19 protein-coding genes are annotated in these 21,316 nt (G+C 71.0%); 4 read left to right on the forward strand and 15 right to left on the reverse strand.

Annotated elements, in window-relative coordinates; genetic code table 11:
• Positions 1-10 precede the first annotated feature (10 nt).
• From OG933_RS13745 to OG933_RS13760, 4 genes are all read right to left on the reverse strand, one after another.
• On the reverse strand, positions 11-2,461 hold the full coding sequence (locus tag OG933_RS13745; RefSeq protein ID WP_362531489.1) for a [protein-PII] uridylyltransferase: 2,451 nt from the start codon (positions 2,459-2,461) through the stop codon (positions 11-13).
• Positions 2,462-2,487: 26 nt separating this feature from the next.
• Entirely contained in the window at positions 2,488-2,826 is a 339-nt protein-coding gene (locus OG933_RS13750; RefSeq protein WP_003997576.1) for a P-II family nitrogen regulator, read from the reverse strand.
• Positions 2,823-4,169, reverse strand: a complete 1,347-nt coding sequence (locus tag OG933_RS13755; protein WP_171399661.1) for an ammonium transporter — start codon at positions 4,167-4,169, stop codon at positions 2,823-2,825. Before OG933_RS13755 ends, OG933_RS13750 begins: the two co-directional genes overlap by 4 nt.
• Before the next feature lie 336 nt (positions 4,170-4,505).
• A complete protein-coding gene (locus tag OG933_RS13760; protein ID WP_405627309.1) occupies positions 4,506-5,990 on the reverse strand; it encodes a hypothetical protein in 1,485 nt (494 codons plus the stop codon).
• Positions 5,991-6,437: 447 nt separating this feature from the next.
• Here OG933_RS13760 and OG933_RS13765 point away from each other — a divergent pair, with 447 nt between their 5' ends.
• Positions 6,438-7,094 (forward strand): bifunctional DNA primase/polymerase, encoded by a 657-nt coding sequence (locus tag OG933_RS13765; protein ID WP_362531481.1) that lies wholly within the window; start codon positions 6,438-6,440, stop codon positions 7,092-7,094.
• A 172-nt stretch (positions 7,095-7,266) separates the two neighbouring features.
• Here the strand turns inward: OG933_RS13765 and ftsY are convergent, their stop codons facing one another.
• Complete coding sequence (ftsY, locus tag OG933_RS13770; protein ID WP_362531478.1) at positions 7,267-8,481, reverse strand: signal recognition particle-docking protein FtsY; 1,215 nt, start codon at positions 8,479-8,481, stop codon at positions 7,267-7,269.
• A 58-nt stretch (positions 8,482-8,539) separates the two neighbouring features.
• Complete coding sequence (locus tag OG933_RS13775; protein ID WP_362531475.1) at positions 8,540-8,743, reverse strand: hypothetical protein; 204 nt, start codon at positions 8,741-8,743, stop codon at positions 8,540-8,542.
• A gap of 91 nt (positions 8,744-8,834) precedes the next feature.
• On the opposite strand from OG933_RS13775, the gene OG933_RS13780 reads away from it, so the two are divergent.
• Complete coding sequence (locus OG933_RS13780; RefSeq protein ID WP_362531473.1) at positions 8,835-9,806, forward strand: LLM class flavin-dependent oxidoreductase; 972 nt, start codon at positions 8,835-8,837, stop codon at positions 9,804-9,806.
• A gap of 87 nt (positions 9,807-9,893) precedes the next feature.
• Here OG933_RS13780 and OG933_RS13785 read toward each other — a convergent pair whose 3' ends face one another.
• The 4 genes from OG933_RS13785 to OG933_RS13800 form a co-directional block, all read right to left on the reverse strand.
• Entirely contained in the window at positions 9,894-11,312 is a 1,419-nt protein-coding gene (locus tag OG933_RS13785; RefSeq protein WP_362531470.1) for a sugar porter family MFS transporter, read from the reverse strand.
• 216 nt (positions 11,313-11,528) lie between these two features.
• Positions 11,529-15,086, reverse strand: a complete 3,558-nt coding sequence (gene smc, locus OG933_RS13790) for a chromosome segregation protein SMC (protein ID WP_405627310.1) — start codon at positions 15,084-15,086, stop codon at positions 11,529-11,531.
• Between the two features lie 267 nt (positions 15,087-15,353).
• Positions 15,354-15,557, reverse strand: a complete 204-nt coding sequence (locus OG933_RS13795) for a hypothetical protein (protein ID WP_020128723.1) — start codon at positions 15,555-15,557, stop codon at positions 15,354-15,356.
• A gap of 379 nt (positions 15,558-15,936) precedes the next feature.
• Positions 15,937-16,218 carry an acylphosphatase gene (locus OG933_RS13800; RefSeq protein ID WP_405627311.1) on the reverse strand — a complete coding sequence of 94 codons (282 nt, stop codon included), beginning with the start codon at positions 16,216-16,218 and terminating at the stop codon, positions 15,937-15,939.
• Positions 16,219-16,416: 198 nt separating this feature from the next.
• Between OG933_RS13800 and OG933_RS13805 the strand changes: the two genes are divergently transcribed.
• Complete coding sequence (locus OG933_RS13805) at positions 16,417-17,553, forward strand: CAP domain-containing protein (protein WP_405627313.1); 1,137 nt, start codon at positions 16,417-16,419, stop codon at positions 17,551-17,553.
• A 45-nt stretch (positions 17,554-17,598) separates the two neighbouring features.
• Here the strand turns inward: OG933_RS13805 and OG933_RS13810 are convergent, their stop codons facing one another.
• Positions 17,599-18,186 carry a flavodoxin family protein gene (locus OG933_RS13810; protein WP_362531456.1) on the reverse strand — a complete coding sequence of 196 codons (588 nt, stop codon included), beginning with the start codon at positions 18,184-18,186 and terminating at the stop codon, positions 17,599-17,601.
• A gap of 107 nt (positions 18,187-18,293) precedes the next feature.
• Here OG933_RS13810 and OG933_RS13815 point away from each other — a divergent pair, with 107 nt between their 5' ends.
• Positions 18,294-18,695, forward strand: a complete 402-nt coding sequence (locus OG933_RS13815; RefSeq protein ID WP_362531453.1) for a helix-turn-helix domain-containing protein — start codon at positions 18,294-18,296, stop codon at positions 18,693-18,695.
• Here OG933_RS13815 and mutM read toward each other — a convergent pair.
• From mutM to OG933_RS13835, 4 genes are all read right to left on the reverse strand, one after another.
• Positions 18,668-19,528, reverse strand: coding sequence for a bifunctional DNA-formamidopyrimidine glycosylase/DNA-(apurinic or apyrimidinic site) lyase (mutM, locus tag OG933_RS13820; RefSeq protein ID WP_405627315.1), 861 nt, complete (start codon positions 19,526-19,528; stop codon positions 18,668-18,670). The two genes, OG933_RS13815 and mutM, sit on opposite strands and share 28 nt — an antisense overlap.
• A 90-nt stretch (positions 19,529-19,618) precedes the next feature.
• Positions 19,619-20,434 (reverse strand): ribonuclease III, encoded by an 816-nt coding sequence (rnc, locus tag OG933_RS13825; RefSeq protein ID WP_054239747.1) that lies wholly within the window; start codon positions 20,432-20,434, stop codon positions 19,619-19,621.
• 19 nt (positions 20,435-20,453) lie between these two features.
• The gene (rpmF, locus tag OG933_RS13830) at positions 20,454-20,627 is read right to left on the reverse strand and encodes a 50S ribosomal protein L32 (RefSeq protein WP_007493396.1); all 174 of its coding nucleotides are present in this window, start codon (positions 20,625-20,627) and stop codon (positions 20,454-20,456) included.
• Positions 20,628-20,629: 2 nt separating this feature from the next.
• Positions 20,630-21,283 (reverse strand): DUF177 domain-containing protein, encoded by a 654-nt coding sequence (locus OG933_RS13835; RefSeq protein ID WP_020128730.1) that lies wholly within the window; start codon positions 21,281-21,283, stop codon positions 20,630-20,632.
• Between the last annotated feature and the right edge of the window lie 33 nt (positions 21,284-21,316).

Genomic DNA, 21,316 nt, shown 5'->3' on the forward strand with positions numbered 1-21,316 from the left:
CGGCACACGGTCACGCCCGCAGTGTCTCCTCCAGCTTGCGGGTCACCGAGGCGGCCTCGTCGCCGGGCAGCGGCGCACCCTCGGCCCCGGTGACGTAGAAGGCGTCCACGGCGTTCGCTCCGAGGGTCGAGACGTGCATGCTGCGGACCCGCAGTCCCTCGTCCTCCAGGGCCCGGCCGATCCGGAACAGCAGCCCCGGCGCGTCCTGCGCGCGTACCTCGATGACCGTCGCGTGCCGGGAGGCCGCCGGGGCCACCGTCACCCGCGGCGGAGGGGCGACCACGCCCCGCCGACGGGGATAGGCGGCGTCCCGTTCCGCGAGCCGTCCGGCGATGTCCAGCGAGCCGTCCAGGGCGCGTACGAGGTCGGCGCGCAGCCGGGCCGCCTGGGGCAGGGAGCCGTACTCGGCGGCGACCCGCCAGTTCAGCAGCAGGACGGAGCCCTCGACCCCGCTCGGCAGGTCCAGGGCGCGCAGCTCTGCGGTGCGGACGGTCAGCCGGTGCATGGCGAGGACGCCGGCCACCGCGGGCAGCACGCCCGCCTGGTCGGGGACGGCGATGAGCAGTTCCACACCGAGCGGCTCGGGGTCGTCCGCCGGCCGGTCCTCCGCCGGGGGCTCGGTCTGGGCGCGCAGGGCCAGCACCGGGCTGCTGGTGGCGACCGCCTCGATGGCGAGCCGTTCCTGCTCGGCGGTGGGCGCGGCGGCGTCGGGCTCGTCCGGCTCGTCCCCGGCGAGTACCGCCGCCACCCGCTTGACCAGGTCCGCCACGAGCGAACCTCGCCAGGACGACCAGGCGGCGGGGCCGGTGGCCAGCGCGTCCGCCTCGGTGAGCGCGTGCAGCAGCTCCAGGGTGCTCTGCGAGCCGACCGCCTCGGCGACCGAGCGGACCGTGGCCGGGTCCTCCAGGTCGCGCCGGGTGGCCGTCTCGATCAGCAGCAGGTGATGCCGTACGAGCGTGGAGAGGACGGCGACCTCGGCGCGGTCGAAGCCGATCCGGGCGGCGACGTCCTTGGCGATGATCTCGCCCGCGACCGAGTGGTCGCCGGGCCAGCCCTTGCCGATGTCGTGCAGCAGCGCGGAGACCAGCAGAAGGTCGGGGCGGCTGACCCGGCGGGTGAACTCGGAGGCACGGACGGCGGTCTCGATGAGGTGCCGGTCGACGGTCCAGATGTGCACGGCGTTGCGCTGCGGGCGGCAGCGCACCCGCTCCCAGTCGGGCAGCAGCCGCGTGATCAGGCCCTCGGCCTCCAGTGCCTCCCAGACCTCGATGGTGGGCTGGCCCGAGCCGAGCAGGGTCACGAGCTGCTCACGGGCCTCGGCGGGCCAGGGCGTGGGCAGCGGGCGCACGGTGGCGGCGAGGCGTCGTACGGCGTGCAGGGAGAGCGGGAGACCGGCCTGCGCGGCGGCGGCCGCGGCGCGCAGCGGGAGCACGGGGTCGCGTTCGGGGCGTGCGGCACGGGCGAGCACCACCTCGCCGTCCTGCTCCACCACTCCTTCGGCCAGCGGGGACCGTTCGGTGGCGGGCTTGGCACCGCCGCCCAGCATGGCGCGCAGCCGCGGCCGCACGGCGCGTGAGCGCAGCACGCGCCCCACTTCGCGCCAGGTGACATCACTCGCATACGAAATGACGCGGGCCGCCTCGTACACCTGCCGCAGCAGCGTGTCGGCGTCCAGCAGGCCCAGTTCGGCGGCCACCTGGTCCTGTTCCTGGAGGGCCAGGCGGTCGGTGGCGCGGCCGGTGGCCAGGTGCAGGGCGTCCCGCACGTCGAGGAGCCGGCGCCGGGCGTCGTCGAGGCCCTCGCGGGGCGCGTCGGCCAGCCAGGAGGCTGCGACGGCCCGCAGCGCGGTGGCGTCCCTCAGCCCGCCCCGCGCCTCCTTCAGGTCCGGCTCCAGCAGGTACTGGAGCTCGCCCTGGCGTTCGGCGCGCTCGACGCAGAGTTCCTGGAGCTCGGGAAGGCGCTTGGGCGCCTGGTTGCGCCAGTCGGCGAGGACGGCCGTACGCAGTCCCGCCGTGAGACCGGGGTCCCCGACGAGGTGGCGGGCGTCGAGGAGGCCGAGCTGGACCTTGAGGTCCTCCGCGGCCGTCTTGCGGGCCTCGGCCGGGGTGCGGACGGAGTGGTCCAGTGCGAGGCCCAGGTCCCACACGGGGTACCAGAGCCGGTCGGCGAGGGCGGCGACCGCCTTGGGGTCGGCGCCGTCGTGCAGCAGGAGGAGGTCCAGGTCGCTGCGCGGGGACAGCTCGCCCCGGCCGTAGCCGCCGACGGCGACCAGGGACACGCCCTTCAGGTCCTCGGTACCGGCCGTGAAGAGCCCCGACAGCCAGTCGTCGGTCAGTTCGGCGAGGGCGGAACGGCGCGGCGGCCCGGACCGCGCCCCCTCGGTGAGGAGGCGCAGCCGGGCCGCCGCGTAGCCGCTGGGTCCCGAGTCCTCTGCATCCTTGCGCACGTCCGTACTCGTCACCCAGCGACTCCTGTTCTGTTCTGCCGTCAGAGCGCGTCCGGGCCGCGCTCGCCGGTGCGGACCCGTACGGCCGTCTCGACCGGGAGGGACCAGACCTTGCCGTCACCGATCTTGCCGGTACGAGCCGCCTTGACGATGACGTCGATCAGCTGCTCGGCGTCGTCGTCCTCGGCCAGCACCTCGATGCGGATCTTGGGAACGAGGTCGACCGTGTACTCGGCGCCGCGGTAGACCTCGGTGTGTCCCCGCTGACGACCGTAACCGCTGGCCTCGGTGACCGTCAGACCGTGGACGCCGAAGGCCTGAAGGGCTTCCTTGATCTCGTCGAGCCGGTGGGGCTTCACGACGGCGGTGATGAGCTTCATGCGTCCACCTTCTTGCTCGCGTCGGTGACCGCGGTCGGGAGGGCGGTCGTGCGGGCGGCGCCGCCGCCGGCCCCGCTGAAGTCGTATGCGGTCTCGGCGTGCTCGGCCTGGTCGATGCCGGCCACCTCGTCGTCCTCGGACACCCGCATGCCGATGGTCTTGTCGAGGAGGAAGGCGAGGATCGCGGAGACCACCAGCGAGTAGGCGAGGACCGCGAAGACACCGGCGCACTGCTTCCACAGCTGGTCGAAGGAGTGGTTGCCGTAGAAGACACCGGTCGCCGTGGACTGGCCCTTGCCGCTGGCGAAGAAGCCGATCAGCAGGGAGCCGACGACACCGCCGACCAGGTGGACGCCGACGACGTCGAGCGAGTCGTCGTAGCCGAACTTGTACTTCAGGCCGACGGCCATGGCGCACAGCAGACCGGCGATGGCACCGACGGCGATCGCGCCGAGCGGGGTGACCGCACCACCCGAGGGGGTGATGGCGACCAGACCGGCGACCGCACCGGAGGCGGCGCCCAGCGTGGTGAACGCGCCGTGCCGGATCTTCTCGTAGACGAGCCAGGCCAGCATGGCGGCGGCGGTGGCGACCTGCGTGTTGACGAACATCAGCGCGCCGACGCCGTCGTCGTTGCCGAGCCACGAGCCGGCGTTGAAGCCGAACCAGCCGAACCACAGCAGACCGGCGCCGAGCATGACCAGCGGCAGGCTGTGCGGGCGCATCGGGTCCTTCTTGAACCCGACGCGCTTGCCGATGACGAGGATCACGCCGAGGGCCGCGGCACCGGCGTTGATGTGCACCGCCGTACCACCGGCGAAGTCGATGACACCCAGCTCGAAGGCCCAGCCGCCGGCGCCCCAGACCCAGTGCGCGACCGGGAAGTAGACGACCGTGGCCCACAGGGCGACGAACAGCGCCCACGCGGAGAACTTGACGCGGTCGGCCAGCGCACCGCTTATCAGGGCGGGCGTGATGATCGCGAACATCATCTGGAAGACCATGAACACGAAGATCGGGATGGTGTAGCCGTCCCACAGCTCCGTCAGGCCGATGTTGCTGAGACCGACCCAGTCGGAATTCCAGCCGATGAGGCTGCCGGAATCGGTACCGAAAGCGAGGGAGAAGCCGTACAACACCCACAGGATGGTGACGATCCCGATGCTGATGAAACTCATCATCAGCATGTTGAGCGTGCTCTTGACGCGGACCATGCCTCCGTAGAAGAAGGCGAGGCCCGGGGTCATGATCAGTACCAGGGCGGAACAGATGAGCATGAAGCCTGTGTTCGCGGACGACAGCGTGGGTGCGTCCGCCGCAAGCGTGATGGCGGCCTGTGCCATCGGCGTCTCCTCGTCGTAGGTACGGCCCCGTGCGGGCGAAGCCAGAGCGGGTCGTGAGGGGTGGGCCGGTTATGCGCCATGAGATTCGCGCAGCGCGGTTTCGGTGGACGCCCCTCGTTGTTTCGCCGCTGTGACGAAGGCGCCTCGTGCGTTACGCCTCGATGAACTGGCTGATGTTCGTCGAATGGATCGTTATCGTGGCGCAACCTTCGGAGAACGCAATAAACCGGCCGCGGGCGGCCTTCCGAATGACCTGGCATGGGGGAGCCGAGTCGGGCAGTTCGGGAGGGCCGGCCGCGGCCGGAGTCCAGGGTTGTGCTCTGTGGATCAGCCGGATCAGACCGCTTCGGCCGTCTCGGGCAGCTCGATGGTGAGGCGCTCGGTCAGGTCCACGACCTCGGAGAGATCCCCGAAATCGCGTACGGCGCTGTCGACGGTCTTTCGGATACGAGTGTTGACGCGCTCGGAGCGCACCTTCTTGGCCTCCTTCATGGCCTGGGTGGCGAGGGTGGCGCTCTCCTCGGGCTCGCGCTGGAGGAGGTGCACCGTGGCCATGCCGATCAGGTTCAGCACATACGACCGCTGGTGGTCGTGGTCGCCCGCGAACAGCTGCACGGCCTTGCTCATCAGGGGCTCGGCCAGCGAGGCGTAGGTGGGGCTGCGGCCGGCGACATAGGCGAGGTCGCGGAACGAGTGACTGTTCTCGCCGTAGAGCTCGGCCTCGGAGAAGAAGCGGATCCAGTCGGGGTCCGGCTCGTCCCACTCGTCCGATTCGGCGAAGGTGTCCTCGGCCATCCGCACCGCCCGCTTGCACCGGCCGGGCTGCCCCATGTTGGCGTAGGCGCGGGCCTCCATCGCATACAGCATCGACTGGGTGCGCGGGCTCGCGCAGTCCCGGCTGCCGTACTGCGCGAGGTGGATCAGTTCCAGGGCGTCCTCGGGCCGGCCCAGGTGGATCATCTGGCGGCTCATGCTGGACAGCACGTAACTGCCGAGCGGCCGGTCGCCGGCCTCCTTCGCCGCGTGCAGGGCGAGCACGAAGTACTTCTGCGCGGTGGGCTGGAGCCCCACGTCGTAGCTCATCCAGCCCGCCAGCTCCGCCAGTTCGGCGGCGACCTTGAAGAGCCTCCTCGCGGTGGACTCGGGCTGCGGCTCCTGGAGGAGGTCCGTCACCTCGTGCAGCTGCCCGACGACCGCCTTGCGGCGCAGCCCGCCGCCGCACTGGGCGTCCCACTGCCGGAACATCACGGTGGTGGACTCCAGCAGGTCCAGCTCGGGCCGGGAGAGCCGGCCGCGGGCCCGGCTGGTCGGGACCGAGTCCGGATCCTCGAGCGGGGCCGGCGGCGAGGGGACGAGCCAGCGCTGCATGGGCTCGATGAGGGACGGGCCCGCGCACAGCGCGAGCGAGGTCCCGAGGAAGCCGCGCCGCGCCAGCATCAGGTCGCTGCGGGAGAACTCGCTGAGCTGGGCCACCGTCTGCGGGGCCGTCCACGGCAGGTCGACGCCGGTCACGGAGGGCGCCTGGCGCGCGGCGCGCAGCCCGAGGTCCTCGACGGAGACGACACAGCCGAACCGCTCGGAGAACAGCTCGGACAGGATCCTCGGGATGGGCTCGCGGGGGTTCTCGCCGTCCAGCCAGCGACGCACGCGCGAGGTGTCCGTGGAGATGTGGTTGGCGCCCAACTGGCGTGCGCGGCGGTTGACTTGACGGGCGAGTTCACCCTTCGACCAGCCGCTGCGCACGAACCACGAAGAGAGCAGCTCGTTCGGGCGCTTGTCCCCACCCGCAGCGTTGTTTCCGCTTCCGCCGTTGCCGCTCACTGGAACGCCCCCATCCCTGAGACCACTTGTCACTGAGTGCGCCAAGCCTTATCAGAATGCCGGTAAATACGGCCTGCCGTACGGTACTTGTCACCCTTCGAACGGAAAGACGACTTGCCTCCGGCATACCCACAAGCGCATGTGCCTCCAGGACCCGCACACTCAAAGTAATCCTACGATCACGGCTCCGGCCACGAGGATCCCGGAAACGCCACCATTCGCCACCCCTTCGAATGAACTCCCGGTGGCTCGTACGCGATTCACTTGACATAGGACAGCCGGGAGTGGGCGGAGCGAAGCACCCAGGGGCGCGCGCCGCCCGACACACCACCCGGAGCGCTTCCAGGCGCTGCCTGGATCGAGCGGTCGACGGGAAGCGGAAGCACACAGAGTCACGACGATCGATCGCTGCGTAACCATCGGTGCGTCGAACCCGTTGGAGGGGGCATGGGCTTCACGATCGGCGGCATTCGCGAGATCCGCTCCGGCGCGCGCAGGCGCGGTCGCTCGTCCGAGTGCACCACCGTCGCCGAGTTCACGGGACTGTGGGGCTGGGACGCGGTGCCCGGCGCGCGGGCCGCGGCGGGCGCCTGCTCGTGCGGGCGCTCCGACTGTCGCGAACCGGGCGCGCATCCCCTGGCGTTCGCCCCCCGGGTCCCCGCCGGGGCCACGCTCGACGACGTGAGCAGGACCTGGTCGGAGTTCCCGGGCGCCGCGGTCATGCTGCCCGTCGGGCGCGCGTTCGACGTGATCGACGTCGCCGAGCCCGCCGGCCGTCGCGCCCTGGTCCGGCTGGAGCGCATGGGTCTCCCCCTCGGCCCGGTCACCGCCACCCCCGAGGGCCGCACCCAGTTCTTCGTCGCGCCCGGCGCCGCCGCCGAACTGGCCGGGCTGCTCTACCGCATGGGCTGGGACGACCCGACCGCCCTGGACCTGCGCGGCCTGGGCCCCGGCACCTGCATCACGGCTCCGCCCTCCGACCGCGGCGGGCTCGGCCCGGTGCGCTGGCTGCGCCCACCCGCACTGGACTCGGCCACCCGCCCGCCTCAGGCCCGCCTGCTGCTGGGCACCCTGGCCTATCTGGCCCACCGGTCGCGCGCCTGAGCCGTACCGTACGGCGCGCACACAGCCGAGCGCCCGCTCCCACTGCACCTGGGGGCGGGCGCTTCTCACTTCTTCACACCTGGACCGGCGCCGCTCATCTCGCGGATCCGGCTGATCGCCGTCGTGGGACCTCGACGGATGGTCGCGGTCCACGCGCGGTGGCCGACGGCCCTCAGTCGCCGATAAGGGCATCCACGAAGGCCTCCGGCTCGAAGGGCGCCAGGTCGTCCGCGCCCTCGCCGAGTCCGATCAGCTTGACCGGGACGCCCAGCTCGCGCTGGACCGCGATCACGATGCCGCCCTTCGCCGTGCCGTCCAGCTTGGTCAGGACGATGCCGGTGATGTTCACGACCTCGGCGAAGACACGGGCCTGGACGAGCCCGTTCTGCCCGGTGGTGGCGTCGAGGACGAGCAGCACCTCGTCGAGCGGCGCGTGCTTCTCGACGACCCGCTTGACCTTGCCGAGCTCGTCCATGAGCCCGGTCTTGGTGTGCAGCCGCCCCGCGGTGTCGATGAGGACGACGTCCACCCCCATCTCCTTGCCCTCCTTCACCGCGTCGAACGCGACGGAGGCGGGGTCGCCCGCCTCGGGGCCCCGCACCGTGTGCGCGCCGACGCGCTCGCCCCAGGTCTGGAGCTGGTCGGCGGCGGCGGCGCGGAAGGTGTCGGCGGCGCCGAGGACGACGGTCCGTCCGTCGGCGACGAGCACCCGCGCGAGCTTGCCGGTGGTGGTGGTCTTGCCGGTGCCGTTGACCCCGACGACCATCACGATGCCCGGCTTGCGCTCCTCGGGCTCGGTCTTCACGGTGCGGTCGACCTCGGTGCCGACCAGCGTGAGCAGCTCCTCGCGCAGCAGGCTGCGCAACTCCTCGGGGGTGCGGGTGCCGAGCACCCTGACGCGCTCGCGCAGCCGCTCGACCAGCTCCTGGGTGGGCTGCACGCCGACGTCGGCGGTGAGCAGCGTGTCCTCGATCTCCTCCCAGGTGTCCTCGTCGAGGTGCTCGCGGGAGAGCAGCGTGAGCAGGCCCTTGCCGAGGGCGTTCTGCGAGCGGGACAGACGGGCGCGGAGGCGGACCAGCCGCCCCTCGGTGGGTTCCGGGATCTCGAGCTCGGGAACCTCGAGAGGGGGGCCGACGGGCGGTTCCTCGACGGCGGTGCCGGTCGAGCCGCCGTCGGGAAGATCCACCTCCTCTATCGTGCGGCGCGGTTCGTCGCGCGGCGTCTCGGCCTCGTCGCCGACATGCGGTTCGGCCGGAGGGGCGGTGATGTCGGGCGCGGTGGGGGGCGGCGGGGGCAGCGACTTCTTCCGTCGGCTGCCGACCACGAGCCCGCCGAGCACACCGAGCACGACCACGGCGATGACTACAGCAAGGATGACGGTTTCCATAACCCGTCCAGTATGCGTGACCCCTCCCCGCCGGTGCGGGTGGCGACCCGGCCGCGCGTCAGTCCGTCGGCCCGCTCTTGTGCAGCGCGGCCCTCGCCCGGAAGCGCAGGCGCAGACAGCGGTCCTCGACCTCCGCGGGCGCGTCCGCGGGACAGCAGCAGTGCTCGGCGAGCCATCGCAGATCGTCGGGGTCGAGCCAGAGGGCGACGCGCCCCCGCTCGGCCTCGCCCCGGGGATCGGTCGGCACGACGGCTCGGGTCATGGCCGGAGCGTACCGCCGGCGCGTACCGACCCATGGCCATCTGACACATCGTCAGCTACGGTCCCCCACATCCGCCGAAGGGGGGCCTCCCATGCCCGTCACCGTCGTCCGTTTCAACCTCGTCGCTCCCGGCGCGACCCCGGCCGAGCTCGGTGTGCGCTACCGGGCCGCTCTGGAGATGGCCGCGTACGCCGACGAGTGCGGGGTCACGACCGTACAGACCGAGGAGCATCACGGGGCCGAGAACAACTGGCTGCCGTCGCCGTTCGCCTTCGCGGGCGCCGTGCTCGGCGCGACCCGGCGGCTCGCGGTCACCGTCTCGGCGGTGATCGGCCCGCTGCACGACCCGCTGCGGCTGGCCGAGGACATCGCGGTGCTCGACCTGCTGAGCGGCGGCCGGCTGGTCACGGTCGCCGGAATCGGGTACCGGCCCGAGGAGTACGACCGGGCGGGGGTGGACTGGAAGCGGCGCGGGCGGCTCCAGGACGAGCTTCTCGACACCCTGCTCAAGGCCTGGACCGGCGAGGAGTTCGAGTACCGGGGCCGTACCGTACGGGTCACCCCGCGTCCGTCCTCCGCACCGCACCCCCTGCTGCTGGTCGGCGGCTCCTCGAAGGCGGCCGCCCGCCGGGCCGCCCGGCTCGGCCTGCCCTTCTTCCCCAGCGCGCACCTTCCGGAGCTGGAGGCGTACTACAAGGAGCGGCTCGTGGAGTACGGGACGGAGGGCTGGACGATGATGCCGGCCGCCGAGACCCCGCTGCTGCACATCGCCGAGGATCCGGACCGGGCGTGGGCCGAGTACGGCGAACACTTCCTGCACGAGGCACGGACGTACGCCTCCTGGCAGTCCGGCGAGATCCGCTCGGCGGTGCGGTCGGCGGCGGGCAGCGTCCAGGAACTCCGGGACGAGGGGGTCTACCGGATCCTCACACCGGACGAGTGTGTGGCGCAGGGGCTCGACAACCTCGTCCTGCATCCGCTGGCCGGCGGGATGCCGACGGCGGAGGGGTGGCGCGGACTGCGGCTGTTCTGCGAGAACGTGCTGCCCCGGCTCGACGGGTGAGCCGGGGCAGCACGTCCTACGGGTATCGAGGAGCGGGCAGCGGGGATGTGGCCCGGCTCCTCGAGTTCGGGGGCCTCTTCGGGAGGCTCAGCCCATCTCCTCCAGCGACTTGCCCTTCGTCTCCTTGACGTACTTCAGGACGAACGGGATGGAGAGCGCGGCGAAGGCCGTGTAGATCACGTAGGTCGCGGAGAGGTTCCAGTCGGCCAGCGACGGGAAGCTCGCGGTGATGGCCCAGTTGGCGATCCACTGCGCGGAGGCGGCCACGCCGAGGGCGGCGGCACGGATCCGGTTGGGGAACATCTCGCCGAGGAAGACCCAGACGACCACACCCCAGGACAGGGCGAAGAAGAGGACGAACACGTGGGCGGCGATCAGGGCGATCCAGCCCTGGGTGGCCGGCAGCTTGCCGTCGACCAGGTCGAAGGAGAACGCCCAGGCCTCCAGCCCGAGGCCGACGACCATGCCGACGGAGCCGATGAGGGCCAGCGGCTTGCGGCCGACGCGGTCCACGAAGATCATCGCGATCACGGTGCCGACGATGTTGATGATCGACGTGGTGAAGGAGTAGAAGAACGAGTCCGTCGGGTCGACGCCGACCGACTGCCACAGCGTCGAGGAGTAGTAGAACGCGACGTTGATGCCGACGAACTGCTGGAAGACCGACAGGCCGATACCGACCCAGACGATCGGCCTGAAGAAGAAGGAGCCGCCGAGCAGGTCCTTGAAGGTGGACTTGTGCTCGCTCTTCATCGCGTGCTCGATCTCGGCGACGCGGGCGTCCAGGTCGATCTTGTCGCCCTCGACCTCTTCCAGGATGTCGCGGGCCCGCTCGCGCTTGCCGACGGAGATCAGGAAGCGCGGGGACTCGGGGATGGCGAAGGAGAGCAGACCGTAGAGGACGGCCGGGACCACCATGACGCCCAGCATGACCTGCCAGGCCTCCAGGCCCATGAGCTCGCCGCGCTGGTCGCCGCCGGCGGCGTTCAGCAGACCCCAGTTGACCAGCTGCGAGATCGCGATGCCGATGACGATCGCGGCCTGCTGGAAGGAACCGAGGCGGCCGCGGTAGGCGGGCGGGGCGACCTCCGCGATGTAGGCGGGGCCGATGACGGAGGCCATGCCGATGGCGAAGCCGCCGACGACCCGCCACGCGGCGAAGTCCCACAGCGCGAAGGGCAGCGCCGAGCCGACGGCGCTGACGGTGAACAGCACGGCGGCGATCTGCATGACCCGGATGCGGCCGATGCGGTCGGCGATGCGGCCGGCGGTCGCGGCGCCGATGGCGCAGCCGATCAGGGCGATGGCGATGACCTGCGCCAGGGCCGCGGAGCCGACGTCGTAGCGGTCCCGGATGGCCTCGACCGCGCCGTTGATGACGGAGCTGTCGTAGCCGAAGAGGAAGCCGCCCATCGCGGCCGCCGCCGCGATGAAGATGACGTGCCCGAGATGATCGGGGTGAGCCGTCCCGGCTCCTGACTTTTGTGCCTGCTCTGTGCTGGTCACGTTCAACTCCTCGGGCCGTCGGCAACGCCGCCGACGGGATCAACACCTCCAGATAGGTGGTACCTGAAGGTAAAAGCAACGGTGCCGAGACTATGCCTTCAAGTGTCGAAGTCAAGAGGGGGTGACTGTGACTTTTCAGCGCACACGTGTGGAGCATGTGTTCAACTCTTGAAGAACCGCTCGGGGCTTGCTTTCGGATACCCCGCTCCGGGCCGCTCAGCGCAGACGCTGGCTGATGACCTTCGACACACCGTCGCCCTGCATGGACACGCCGTACAGCGCGTCGGCGACCTCCATCGTGCGCTTCTGGTGCGTGATCACGATCAGCTGCGAGGACTCCTGGAGCTCCTGCATGATCCGGATCAGCCGCTGCAGGTTGGTGTCGTCGAGGGCGGCCTCGACCTCGTCCATGACATAGAACGGGCTGGGCCGGGCCTTGAAGATCGACACCAGCATGGCGACGGCGGTCAGCGACCGCTCGCCACCGGAGAGCAGGCTGAGCCGCTTGACCTTCTTGCCGGGCGGCCGGGCCTCGACGTCGACGCCCGTGGTGAGCATGTTGTCGGGGTCGGTCAGGATCAGCCGCCCCTCGCCGCCCGGGAAGAGCCGGCTGAACACACCCTCGAACTGCCGGGCGGTGTCCCGGAACGCCTCGGTGAAGACCTGCTCGACCCGCTCGTCGACCTCCTTCACGACCTGAAGGAGGTCGGCACGGGTCTTCTTGAGGTCCTCCAGCTGTTCGCTGAGGAACTTGTGCCGCTCCTCCAGCGCGGAGAACTCCTCCAGGGCAAGCGGGTTCACCTTGCCCAGCTGCTGATAGGCGCGTTCGGCCGCCCGCAGTCGCTTCTCCTGCTCGGCCCGCAGGAAACGCCTCGGCTGGTTGCGCGGGTCCTCGGGGTCCTCCGGCAGCACCTCGCCCTCGGCGGGCGGCGAGGGCGGCACCGGCTGGTGGGGTCCGTACTCGGAGACGAGCCCCGCGGGCTCCACCCCCAGCTCCTCCAGCGCCTTGGTCTCCAGCTGCTCGATCCGCATCCGCTTCTCGGCGCCGAGCACCTCGCCCCGGTGGACCGAGTCCGTCAGCTTGTCCAGCTCGGCCTTGAGGTCGCGCCCGGCGGTGCGGGCGGCGGCCAGTTCCTGCTCGCGCCGCGCCTTGGCGGCATCGGCGGCGACCCGCTCCGCCTCGGCCCGTCCGAGCGACACCTCGACATGGGTGAGCAGTTGGCGCGCACCGGAGGCGACGGCCTCCGCGACGGCGGCCTCGTGCCGCAGCCGAGCCCGCCGCTGCTCGGCACGCGCGCGTGCCTCGCGTTCCGCCCGCGCGGCCCGGTCCAGCGAGTCGGCCCGCCCCGCCAGCCCCTTCACCCGCTCCTCGTGCGTACGGACCTGGAGCCGCGCCTCCATCTCGGTCTGCCGGGCGTTGGCCCCGTCCGCGGCGAGCCGGTCGCGTGCGGAGGTGTCGGGCTCCTCCTCGACCGGCATCTCCTCGGCGACGGCCAGCCGTTCGGCCAGCTCCTCGGCCTCTTCCACGGCCCGGTCCAGCGCCTCCTGCGCCCGCGCCGCGGCCGCCGTGGACCGCTCGGCCTCACCGGCGGCGCCCCGCGCCTGTCCCGCGAGCCGCCCGAGCTGCTGGGCCACGGCCGACTTCTCCCGGTCGGCGGCCCGCCGCCGCTCCCCCGACTCCTCGACGAGCGCGGCACACTCCTTGCGCCGCTCCCCCGCCGCGAGCTGCGCACCGGTCAACTCCTCGCACCGCACGGCCAGCTCCTCGAGCTCGGCCGCGGCCTCGTCGACGGACGCCTGCACCTCCAGCAGACTGGGCGCGCCGGCGGACCCGCCGTGCGCGAAGTGCGCCCCCAGCAGGTCGCCCTCGGCGGTGACGGCGGTCAGATCGGGCCTGGCGTAGACGACCTCCTCGGCGTCCTCCAGCGTGCCGACGACGACGATCCCCCGCAGGAGACGCCGTACGGCGGGCAGGAGATCGGCGGGGCCTCGGACGAGATCGGCGGCGTACCGCGGCCCTTCGGTCCCCCGCGGCTCCTGGGGTACGTCGTCCGGAGCGCCGCTCAGCAACAGCGCGGCCCGGCCCCCGTCCTGCTTGCGCAGCAGGCGGATCGCCTCGGCGGCCGCGGACGGACCGGTCACGGCGAGGGCGTCCGCCGCCGCCCCGAAGGCCGCCGCGAGGGGGACCTCGTACCCCTGCGTCACCGTCAGCAGTTCGGCCGCCGGACCCAGCAGTCCGCTCAGCCGGTCCCGTGCGCCGAGCAGCGCGCCCGTGCCGTCCTTGCGGCGCAGGCCCATCGCGAGGGTCTCGTGGCGGGCCTGGGTCGCGGCGCGGCTGCGTTCGGCCCCCGTGAGCGCCTCGCGGGCGGCGGTGAGAGCGGCCTCCGCCTCGACGAGCCGCTGTTTGGCCGCCTCGTGCTGTTCCCCGAGCTCCTGGTCACCCGCGTCGAGGCCGTCGACCTCCGCCTTGAGCTCCTCGTACTCCTCCTGCGCGGTGACGGCCCGCTCCTGGGCCTCGTCGCGGGCGGCGGCGAGCCGGTCGATCTCGGCCTGGGCGGAGGCGGCACGCGAACGGGCCGCGTTGACCTGGCCGTTCAGCCGGGCCAGGCCCTCACGACGGTCGGCGATGGCCCGGGCGACGTCCTTCAGCCGCCGTTCCTCGACGGCGAGCTCGCGCTCCAGGTCGGCGCGGTGGGAGACGGTGTCGTCGAGCGCGTGCTGGGCCGCTTCGAGGGCGGCCTCCAGCTCGGCCTCCTGCTCGCGGACCCGGGCGGCCTCGCCCTCCATGTCCTCGGGATCGCGGCCGCGGCGTTCCTCGGGCGGCGCGGAGTTGGCGCTCTTCACGCGTGCGTCGGCGAGCGAGATCGTGCCGCGGACGCGCTCGGCGAGCTGGGACAGCTCGTACCAGGTCTGCTGGGCGCGCTGGAGGCGCGGTGCGAGCCGGCGGACCTCGTCCTCCAGCAGGGACTCCCGCTGGAGGGCCTTGCGCAGTTCCTGCTCGGCGGCCTCCTTGCGCTCCTTGAGGGCGGCCTCGTCGGCGACCTCGGTCCGCAGGGCCTCGCGCAGCCGTACGAGATCGTCGGCGAGGAGGCGCAGGCGGGCGTCGCGCAGGTCGGCCTGGATGACGGCGGCGCGGCGGGCGACGGCGGCCTGACGGCCGAGGGGCTTGAGCTGGCGCCGTAGTTCGTCGGTCAGGTCCTGCACGCGCGCGAGGTTGGCCTGCATCGCGTCCAGTTTCCTGAGCGCCTTCTCCTTGCGCTTGCGGTGCTTGAGGACGCCCGCGGCCTCCTCGATGAAGGCGCGGCGGCCCATCGGATCGGCGTGCAGGACGGAGTCGAGCTGGCCCTGGCCGACGATGACGTGCATCTCGCGGCCGATGCCGGAGTCGGACAGCAGGTCCTGGATGTCGAGGAGCCGGCAGGTGTCACCGTTGATCTGGTACTCGCTGCCGCCGTTGCGGAACATGATCCGCGTGATGGTGACCTCGGCGTACTCGATGGGCAGCGCCCCGTCGGAGTTGTCGATGGTCAGGGACACCTCGGCGCGGCCCAGCGGGGGGCGGCCGGTGGTGCCGGCGAAGATGACGTCCTCCATCTTGCCGCCGCGCAGCGACTTCGCGCCCTGTTCGCCCATGACCCAGCTGAGCGCGTCGACGACGTTGGACTTGCCCGAGCCGTTCGGTCCGACGACGCACGTGATCCCCGGTTCGAACCTGAGCGTGGTCGCCGAAGCGAACGACTTGAACCCCCGGAGGGTCAGGGCCTTGAGGTGCACGGCGCTGGACTCTACCTTCCGGGGGTGTCTCACTCCATGAACCCGCGGTTTCACCCATGAACGCGCAGGGCACACCAAACGTTAAGAGACTGAAAGGGTGCGCGGGGGAAGTAAAAGAGCGAGCAGGACGACGGCGGGAAAGACGAGGCGGGGGAAAGAAAGAAGGGACGCCGAAGCGTCCCTTGCAAACTCTGACAACTTAGCGGTCCGACGCGGTGAGATGAGCCGCCCGACCACTGCGTGTGCCGTTGTGCAGCGGTGCAGCGATCAGGTGAGCGCAGGCTCCGCCTGGCGTGCGTCGATGCTCTCCAGAAGCGATTCGTGAGAAGCGGCAGCCGTCAGCGCGTCGTTCTCGGCCTGGATCCGTCCGAGCTCGGATTCCAGGTCCTGTACACGCTGCTGGAGCCGTCGCATCTCGGCGAGGAGTCGCGGGTCGGAGCCGCCGACGTAACCGAGAAGCGCCTTTGCCATGATGGATGGTCCTCCACAATGAGTGACCGACCGAAGCGGTGTGGGTCGTGAGGGATTCGCACCCGCGGTGCTTGCCAGGATCTTGGTTGTGCTGCCGTTCATCCATGCCAAACAGCTGAGGTGCGCGGGGTGCTTTCAGCGTCTCACCAAAAAGTTTGACGGTCAACACGATCACGCCCCGTATTGGCGGGCATCCCGGTGGCGCGCGGCCTGAACGGCGGCGCTGCGACTCCTGCGGGGCCCTCGGGGCGTGGCGATCATCCTGACGTGCGGAGCCCTCCACCGCAAGCAATTCTTGGCAACCACCTGCCCCTTTTCGCTGGGGCAGGTGCCATTGGCATGTACCGGCGTCCGTTCCGGGTCGCTCCGCGTGAATTCCTCAGCGGATCGCGAAGCCGTCGTAGCCGCCGCGCGGTGTGTCCCATATCTCGGTGACGCCGTCCACCCGCCCGGGCGTGTCGTCACCCAGGAGCCACCCGAGCAGTCCCTCGCAGCCCTCCCGGGCCCCTTCCGCTACGACCTGAACCCGTCCGTCGGCCAGATTGAGAGCAAAACCACTCAGTCCGCCGATCTCCAGCGCCTTGGCCCGGGTGAACCAGCGGAAACCCACACCCTGGACATCTCCGCGCACCCAGGCGACCAGCCGTACATCCTCGCTCATGGGTGCAACCTAACCGGGCAAAGTCGCTCGGGGCACTTCCTCCCCCAGGGCCATGCGGTACCGTCCCCACCCAATGATTCTCATATGAAACTCACTCGATCGGGTGAGTCAGGTTGACCAGAGGGCGCAGGAGGCGCGCGTCGCCCCAGCACTTCGGCCGACCGCTGGGAACACCGCTTGGACGAGGAAGGCAAGGACATGGGACGCCACCGACGCTCCGCCGCCGGCCGCGCCGCCACGGGCCGCGCCACGGGGGTCACACAGACGCACGGCTCGCACGCGGACAGTCACACCCCGCAGGACCCGTACGCCGACGAGCGCCCCACGATGGGCATCGCGCCGTATCTGAACCCGGAGGCGTACGCCGACTCCGTCGCCAGAAGCCGGGAGTACCTGTACGCCACCGGCGACGAGTACGCCCACGACGACACCGCGGTCTTCTCGGTGGACGGCTTCCGGCCCGACGACGGTGACCTGCGGCCGGGCTCGAACCGGGCCGCGGCCGGCCGCCGCCGCAAGCGCAAGGTCGCCACACCGGTCAAGACGGGCCTGCTGGGTGTCTCCGCGGCCGTCGCCATCGGCACCGTCGCGGTGGCCACGGGCGTGGTGCCCGGTCTCGACAACTACCAGCTCGGCGGCGGCAGCGGCTCGGGCGACAAGGTGCAGGCCGCCGACTCCCCGACCAACTCGGCCTCCGAGCAGGGCGGCACGTCCGGCTCCGCCGCCGACACCGAACGCGGTGGTACGTCTACCAGCCGCGACTCCGGCCGGTCCACCTCGCCCTCGGTCTCGCCGACGCCTTCCCCCTCCACCTCCACCGCGTCGGCGTCGCCGACCGAGACGGCCACGGAGAAGCCGCAGGCCACGCCCTCGAAGAAGCCGAAGACCACTCCGTCCAAGTCGAAGACGGCCACCGAGGCACCGGAGAAGCCCGAGTCCCCGGTGACGGTCTCGGCCGAGGCGCAGGCCGCGGCCGAGGTGCTGGCGCTGGTCAACGAGGAGCGGGCCAAGGTCGGGTGCAGCGCCGTTTCCGCCAACAGCGCGCTGTCGAAGCTCGCCGAGAAGTTCAGCGACGACATGGCCGCGCGCGGCTTCTTCGACCACACCGATCCGGACGGGGCGACCCCGTGGGACCGGGCCGCGAAGGCCGGGATATCCGACCTCGGCGGCGAGAACATAGCCCGTGGCCAGGCCGACGCGGCCGCGGTCATGGAGGCCTGGATGAACAGCCCCGGCCACAAGGCCAACATCCTGAACTGCGACTTCAAGACGCTGGGCGTCGGTGTCCACCTGGGCTCCGGCGGCCCCTGGTGGACGCAGGACTTCGGCTACTAGGACCGAAGAGGGATCGAGCGGCGGGCACCGGACCCGCAGAAACGATCAAGCAGCCTGGGCGCGGCCGGCCAGGAAGACCTTCGCGGTCTCGGCGACGCGCCGCCCCAGGTGTTCCGCCGTCGCCACGTCGGCCTTGTGGACGGCGTCCGGGCCCTCGTCGACGTTGGTCTGCGCGGCCGCGCCCAGGAAGACGCCCAGGCGGTTGAGGTCGTGCTCGGACGCCGTGCTGCTGTTCCAGCCGGGCAGCAGGCCGAGGTTGACCCAGTGCATGCCGAGCTGCGCGGCGAGGATCTGGAAGAACTGCAGCGTGTGCAGCTTGTCGCCGCTCTTGGAGCCGGAGTTGGTGAACCCGGCGGCGAGCTTGTCCTTCCACGCCTGGGTGGCCCAGCGCGCGGAGGTCGCCTCGGCGAAGGCGTGGAAGGCACCGGACGCGGTCCCCATGTAGGTCGGCGAGCCGAAGACGATCGCGTCGGAGCCGTCCAGCAGGGTCCACTGCTCCTCGGTGATCTCGTCGACCTTGATCAGACGCACCTGTGCCCCGGCGTCGGCGGCCCCGGCACGGACGGCCTCCGCGAGCACGGCGGTGTGGCCGTAGCCGGAGTGGTAGGCGACAGCGATAACGGGCGTGGACATGCGGCACTCCTCGAACAGGGCAGGTCGAATGCGGTGACCACAGGAAAGCACTAACTTTTGGTTAGTGCAACCTGCCAGATAGCGCTGCCTTCGAGTATGCTTGGGCCATGGACGTCACCCAGGAGCGCGCGGAGGACCAGGACCTCCCGTTCAACGTGTTCGCCAAGGCCTGCCCCTCGCGCGGCACGCTGGAGCACGTCACGGGCCGCTGGGGCGGACTCACGCTCGGGGCGCTGTACGAGGGTTCGCTGCGCTTCAACGAGTTGCGCCGCCGGGTGGACGGCGTGAGCGAGAAGATGCTGTCCCAGACGCTGCACGCGCTGGAGCGCGACGGCCTGGTGCACCGCGAGGCCCAGCCGACCAACCCGCCCCGCGTGGACTACGAACTGACACCGCTGGGACGCGAGGTTGCCGAGCGGCTGCTGTCCCTCATCCACTGCGTGGAGGGGCGCATGGGTGACGTACTGGCCGCCCGCGAGCGCTACGACGGGACGCGCGGCACCTTCTGACACTTCGGGCAGAAGTAGCTGGACCGGTTCATCCACGGGCGCCGGACCATCGGCGTGGCACACCGCCTGCAGGGCAGTCCCTCACGGCCGTACGCGTCCAGCGAGCGGTCGAAGTAGCCCGACTCGCCGTTGACGTTGACGTACAGGCTGTCGAAACTGGTGCCGCCCACGGCGAGGGCCGCGTTCATCACGTCCCGGACATGGCCGAGGAGTTCGAGCGTGCGGGGACGGGTGAAGTTCGCGGTCGGACGGTCGTAGTGCAGACGGGCACGCCACAGCGCCTCGTCCGCGTAGATGTTGCCGACCCCGCTGATCAGCGACTGGTCGAGCAGGGCGCGCTTGATGGTGGTGCGCTTGCGCCGCAGCGCCTGGTGGAACGCCTCGTCGTCGAACAGCGGGTCGAGGGGGTCACGGGCGATGTGCGCGATGACGTCCGGCAGGCCGTCGGGGGTGGTGTCGTGCAGCGACAGCCCGCCGAAGGTGCGCTGGTCGACGAAGCGCAGCTCGGTGTTCACCGTGTCCGCGAAGCGCACCCGGACGCGCAGATGCTTCTCGTCGGGGGCCTCGTGCGGCTGGACCAGTAGCTGCCCGCTCATACCCAGGTGGGCGAGGACCGCCTGGTGCGTGTCCGTCAGCGGCAGCCACAGATACTTCCCCCGGCGGCTGGGGGTGCCGATGCGGTGACCCTTGAGCCGGTGCGCGAAGTCGTCGGAGCCGGCGACATGACGGCGTACGGCACGCGGGTGCAGCACCTCGGCGTCGGCGACCGTGCGATGGGCGACCCACCGCTCCAGACCGCGCCGGACGACCTCGACCTCGGGCAACTCGGGCATGGGATCCCCCGTACGGAGCGCCCGCCTCCCAGCGGGGGGCGGGCGCTCGTCTCGTACTGCTGTTCTACTTTTCTGCTGTGCCGCTGTTCGTCAGGCGGAGGCGGACTCCGGGTCCGGGCTGCCGTCGGCGGCCGGGACGGCCTCGACGGCCTTCGCCGCCTCGGCACGCTCGTCCGCCGCGGCCCGGATGGACCGCCATGCGGACTCGGCGGCCTGCTGCTCCGCCTCCTTCTTGCTGCGGCCGGTGCCGGTGCCGTACGAGACGCCTCCGACGCGGGCAGCAGCAGTGAAGGTCTTCTCGTGGTCGGGGCCGGTCTCCGTGACCAGGTACTCGGGGACGCCGAGACCTTCGGTCGCGGTGAGCTCCTGGAGACTGGTCTTCCAGTCCAGGCCGGCACCGAGGTTCGAGGACTTCTCGATCAGCGGGTCGAACAGGCGGTGCACCAGTTCGGAGGCCGCGTCGAGGCCCTGATCGAGATAGACCGCGCCGATCACCGCTTCGAGGGTGTCGGCGAGGATGGATGCCTTGTCCCGGCCGCCCGTGCCCTCTTCACCCCGGCCGAGCCGGATGAAGGAGCCCAGGTCGAGGCCACGGCCGACCTCCGCCAGCGCACGCGAGTTGACCACCGCGGCCCGCAACTTGGCCAGCTGGCCTTCGGGCAGGTCGGGGTGGGTGCGATACAGCGTGTCCGTGACGACGAGGCCGAGCACGGAGTCCCCGAGGAACTCCAGCCGCTCGTTCGTCGGCAGACCGCCGTTCTCGTATGCGAAGGAACGGTGGGTCAGCGCACGCACCAGAAGGGCGGACTCGAGCTGATAGCCGAGCCGCCCTTCCAGAAGCGTGTGGGACGAGGCCGTGTTCTCCGCCTTTTTCTTGGCGGTCGTGTCCGCCTTGGCGTCAGACATGGAGCCTCTCACCAGCCGCTCAGACCTCGAGAACCTGGCGCTTGTTGTAGGTGCCGCAAGACGGGCACGCAATGTGCTGCAGCTTGGGCTCGTGGCAGCGCTCGCACGCAACCAGGGTGGGGACCGCAGCCTTCCACTGCGACCGGCGGTGGCGCGTGTTGCTGCGCGACATCTTCCGCTTCGGAACAGCCACGGCTACTTCTCCTGCTTCTCGTTGGCGCGCGCCGATCGAGGCGCTTCGCCACTCATCTCGTCCTTCTCGCCGTCTTCGAGTGAACCGGCGAGTCCCTGCAATGCCGCCCAACGGATGTCGGTGGCGTCGTGGTGGTGGTCCGGGTCGTCCGTGAGCCGCGCTCCGCACTCGGAGCACAGGCCCAGACAGTCGTCCTGGCACACCGGCTGCAGCGGCAGTGCGAGCACCACCGCATCACGCAGCACGGGTTCGAGGTCGAACAAGCCGTCCTCGATGAAGAGCCTGTCCTCGTCTTCCTCGGCGTCGTCGACCGGCTCCGCTTTGGGGCGGCCCCGGTCGTCGGCGTCAGGGTACGAGAACATCTCCTGGAAGTCCGCTTCGAGCTCCAGCTCCAGCGGCTCCAGACACCTTACGCACTCCCCCTCGGCCTGCGCACGGGCGGTGCCTGTGACGAGCACACCTTCCATGACCGACTCGAGTCGGAGGTCGAGCTCCACCGGGGCGCCTTCCGGCACTCCGATCACTCCCTGGATCCCGAGATCCCGGGGAGCGTCGAACTCGCGGGTCAGGCGCTGTAGCGCACCAGGACGCCGCCCCAGCTCGTGCGTGTCGAACACGAGAGGCTTGCGGTGGTCGAGGCGGGCGTTCAGGGCCATTCCTGCTTTCGATCTTCTGAGCTCGGGGGACGC

The sequence above is a fragment of the Streptomyces sp. NBC_00016 genome (genome assembly GCF_045040885.1).
GTDB lineage: Bacteria > Actinomycetota > Actinomycetes > Streptomycetales > Streptomycetaceae > Streptomyces > Streptomyces coriariae.